Below are 4,619 nucleotides of genomic sequence, written 5' to 3' on the forward strand. Positions count from 1 at the left end.
CCACAACGTTTTATCTATTTCAGGTCGCATTAAAGTAAATTCAATTGCACTTCCAGGAGTACAAGAAACCATAATTTGCGACTCTGCATTTTTAGAAACTATCCATAGCTTGCCTGGCAAATCGATAAAACCTTTTTTACCCGCAGCTGATTCATACCAAAAAATAGTGTTTATAGGACTAATATCTCTAATTCTTCCCACAGGAACATCATAATTTCCTGGCATAAGCCCTTGCATGCACATACTTGGAGCTAGTGCTGATGAATCATCTTGATAAATTTCTAATGTGTAATTTTTTCCATCAAATCCTTGGGCTTGCAAATCATAAGTCTGTAGCAATTTCTCAGAAGACATTTCAAATAATCCAATAGTTCCTGGTCGCAGTGAAATACCCTTTGGCGCATCATACATAGCAAAAGAATCAGCCTGAATTTTTGTAAACATCTGACAACTCCTTGATGTCATCGATACTGCTTTTGGTGTACTTGTGTATCCAATATAATAATCCATTCCGGTACTATTTTTAATTGTCAGCGATGAAAGCGTTGAGCTTAAAGAAAGTCCCTTGTCAGCATTTTTACCTTTTGCGCTTGGATCTGCAAACCCTAAATATTCCGCCTTTAAAACATGTTTCCAGGCACCACCAGAAAGCTCTTTACCCATAAAGCTGCGAAAATAATTAGTTTTTGTAGAATCTTTTTCTTGCAGCTGAATAACTTCTTGTTGAAATAATGTGTCTGCATGCTGGAGATATGGCATATGATTAGAAATAGTATTTGCAGAGGATCGAATAATTATTTCAAAATAATATTCTTTGGTTGGAACATCTAAGTGAGTAAATGGCGCAACGGTTGTATCTGTCCACCCACCTGCCTTGGGAAAAGAACCACCCATGATAGAAACTACTTCTTGAACCCCAACATAGACAGGAAGACTTGAATCATTATAAACAGAAAAACTATATACATATCCTGAAGGTGGTGCCCCAAAAGATCTAGCCATTCCTGTGTAGAATGAACCGGTAAAAAGTGGAAAACTTTTTATTTCTGAACCAATTCCTTTGAAAGTGTCTATAAAATTGGTGTTCGTCGATAAAGACAAGCAGCTGATCACTATAAAAATTAAATGCCTACTACGCATACTCTTTTCCTTTTTTATTTTTTCTACTCCAACAAGCTCACCACGTCAGGATTATTTTTATCCTGACAAGGCTCCCCTGTTTTCCAATTTATCAAAACTTCATGCAGTCCGGGATCATAATAAAAATCTGTTTTCTTTTTTTCAATCTTTTCTTGAAACTGGAACCAAATTGGAAATGCGGCTCGAGCACTATAAATATTATTTCCAATCGATTGATTTTGATCAATTCCAACATAAATAGCTGTGGTTAGATCAGGAGTTGCACCACAAAACCAACAAGTTCTAGAGTCATTTGTTGTTCCTGTTTTTCCAGCAGCCTGGCCACCAAACCACTTATCCCCAATCTTTAATCTCAATCGGTCCATGCCAAAAGTTAAGACTCGAGTAACCTGTGAAGCAATAGATGGTTCAATTACCTGATGCCTTAAAACAGAACTTTTATATATTTTTTCACCTAAACTATTTTTTATCCACCGCAAAAAATGAGGCTGAACATATTTTCCATGATTAACTATCACATTAAATGACCCGACAACTTCTAAAACGGTAACATCTACACACCCAAGAGCTAAAGATGGATATGGCTGCATTGCGGCAGAAATATGACAACGCTTTGCAATGTCAATAACATTTGCCTCCCCTACTTGCAACAAAGTTTTAATGGAAACCATATTATTTGAATGAGACAATGCATAAGCTCTCGTCATTGGTCCTATAAATTTATTATTATGATTCTTTGGACGCCATATATTTCCATTTTGTGATAATTCTATTGGCTCATCGATTTCAATATCTGAAAACTTAAGTCCTTTTTGTAAGGCAGAGGCATACACAAATGCCTTAAAAACGGAACCCATTTGTCTGTGTGCTTGAATTGCCCTATTATATTTTGATTTTTTAAAATCAAAGCCACCAATCATAACTCGAATTTCTCCCGTTGAAGGATCCATTGAAATAAGCCCACCATCAATTTCAGGGTGCAAATCTTTTCTTAGTAGTCGAATATGATTATCAAAAACCTCTTGGCATATTTTTTGCTGATTCATGTTTAGCGTAGTCTGAATAGTTAATCCACCACCATATAAAATTTCTTTTCCAACCATTGGTTCTAAAAAAATCCTAATTGTTTCTTTTAAGTGTGGCGCAATAACATTTAAATCTGGATCTTTTATATTAAGGCTTTGAGAAATGGCTTGATGATAAACAGATGAATTAATCGCAGACAAATCATGCATCATTTTTAAAATCATATTTCGTCTTTTGATAACTTTTTCTTGGGCATGTATCGGCGAATAAAACTTTGGAGACCTCATAACACTTGCAAGAACAGCTGCCTGCTCAACGGTTACATCACCAATATCTTTACCCCAAAATCTTTGCGCTGCTGCCTGCACACCATAAATTCCATAACCAAAATAAACATTATTTAAATAGGATTCTAATATCTGCTCTTTACTCCACTGCCTCTCAACTAAAATTGCATACAATTGTTCTTTAATTTTTCTATCAAACGTTTTTGCACTATGAAAAAATAGTAACTTTACAAGCTGTTGAGTAATTGTACTAGCACCCTGCACTTTTTTGCCTCGATACAAATTAACAATCATTGACCTGACGATGCCTCGAAAAGAAATACCAGGATGCTTAAAAAAATCTCGGTCCTCTGTAACCAAAAAAGCTTGAATAAGATATTCTGGCATAGATTCTAACATAACATATTCTCGACGGTCAGACTGAAAGCTGCCCCAAGTATTGCCATTTTCATCCAAAAGGAGAGACGGCTTTCCAGCAACGTCTTGTTGCAGGGTAGAAAAATCAATTGTATGATTGTGCAGAAAAAAACAACCTGCACCCAACATAAAAACAAAAAATGAAAAAATGATTAATATTATTTTTGAAAAGAAGTTATTCATATAGATAAAAACTTTAATTTTAAATCGAATTTAATGTAAGATTGTGTCTATAAATATACTTTTATATTAGCACAATTTATACGAAGTTAGAAATCAGATACAGCTCAAAACAAATAAGCACAAAACTATGAAATTTTATATAAAACTTTTAATAAAAACATTGGCCGTCATAACCTTATTTTGCCTTCAATTATGTTTTGTTTGTTTCCAACAAAGCCCAGCTATTAATCCATTGCTCATTGCTTACACCTACGCTCTTTTTACCACAACGCCACTTTTCATGCTTGCAAGCATGATGTTTTTTTTGGACGCATTAACTTTTATTTCTACCAGCATGGTTGGCCTAACTTGTATGTTTCTCGCGCCAGTGTCATGGTTTTTAATAAAAACAAGAAATGATTTATACAACAAATCTTTGGCTCCATGCATTTTAATTATTGCATATCAGATCTTTTATGGAATCATGCTTTATCTATTTTTACAATACCCACTGCATCCATTTTCTATTATTTGGACTTGCTTTGCCAACTGCTTTTTATTTATAACGCTTTGGCGTTTTACCAACCAGCCATTTCATGATTGACAACGAAAAAGCCGCTTAATTTTTTTACAAATTAAGCGGCTTTTTAAATTCGAACTAAGTAAAGATTACGCGTAATCTTCTTCGTCTTCTTCTTGTGCTGAGTCAGAAGTAAGCTTAGCTGCAGCATAAGCTACAACAGCAGCAATTGCGATTGCGCAATATGGACGAGCTGTGATTTGTGCATCAAGTGCAGTTAATGCGTTTGTTACGCAAACTGGAGTTTTTGATGCAGCAAAAGCTTTAGCAACAGCAGCTTTGTCTGAAGCATAAGCTGAAGCAGCTGAATATTTTTCAAAAGCAGATTGCTTCCAAGTTTTTACTGGAGCTGATACTGGAACTACTACAGGAGCTGATACTGGAACTACTACAGGAGCTAATGCGGTAACAATACTTGTTACAAAAAATGAAGCTAAAAGTACAAATTTTTTCATTTGTTTCCTTATAATGTGGTTTATAATATAAAAAATTATTATTAATCTTACTATGCGTAATATTATCAAATAAGCCTTGATTGTCAAACCATTACAAAAAACCAAATTTGTTTTCTGCTTTATAGAAAACAAAACTTATGACACCAAGCAATCAACCCATAAAAATGGTTTTCTAGTTTAACACAATAGACCTCTTCTGAAACCTAAAAAATATTTTCCTATTCTTATTCCTTGTGGCTTGACCACGAGGTCCAGCATAAAATAAAAATCATTTTAAGTTTTTTATAAAATTACATGGAATCTTAATAGATTGCTGGATCCTGTGGTCAAGCCACAGGAAATAAGGGGTAAAAAAAAGAGCATTGCTTTTGTCTGCATAAAACCAAAAAAATACAGTTTCAGAAGAGGTCTAATGGCTTTTTGATTTAACATATCGATTATGCTAAACTAAAAATATGGCAGACAAGGCAATCGCTTGTAAATTTATTTTTATTAATTTATTTATGAGAGGAAAGTCCGGACTCCTTTCAAGCATGGTGCCTGCGCAGGCCC

General features: G+C 34.6%; 4 protein-coding genes. 1 reads left to right on the plus strand and 3 read right to left on the minus strand.

Annotated elements, in window-relative coordinates; translation table 11 throughout:
• Positions 1-1,140: hypothetical protein (locus NTU89_00465; protein ID MCX5923021.1), on the minus strand; the 1,140-nt coding region annotated here is incomplete at its 3' end.
• Positions 1,141-1,163: 23 nt separating this feature from the next.
• A complete protein-coding gene (locus NTU89_00470) occupies positions 1,164-3,053 on the minus strand; it encodes a PBP1A family penicillin-binding protein (protein ID MCX5923022.1) in 1,890 nt (629 codons plus the stop codon).
• Positions 3,054-3,180: 127 nt separating this feature from the next.
• Between NTU89_00470 and NTU89_00475 the strand changes: the two genes are divergently transcribed.
• Complete coding sequence (locus tag NTU89_00475) at positions 3,181-3,636, plus strand: hypothetical protein (protein MCX5923023.1); 456 nt, start codon at positions 3,181-3,183, stop codon at positions 3,634-3,636.
• A gap of 65 nt (positions 3,637-3,701) precedes the next feature.
• Here the strand turns inward: NTU89_00475 and NTU89_00480 are convergent, their stop codons facing one another.
• Positions 3,702-4,067, minus strand: a complete 366-nt coding sequence (locus NTU89_00480) for a hypothetical protein (protein MCX5923024.1) — start codon at positions 4,065-4,067, stop codon at positions 3,702-3,704.
• Positions 4,068-4,619: the final 552 nt, after the last annotated feature.

It is taken from the genome of Candidatus Dependentiae bacterium (assembly GCA_026389065.1).
GTDB lineage: Bacteria > Babelota > Babeliae > Babelales > Chromulinivoraceae > JACPFN01.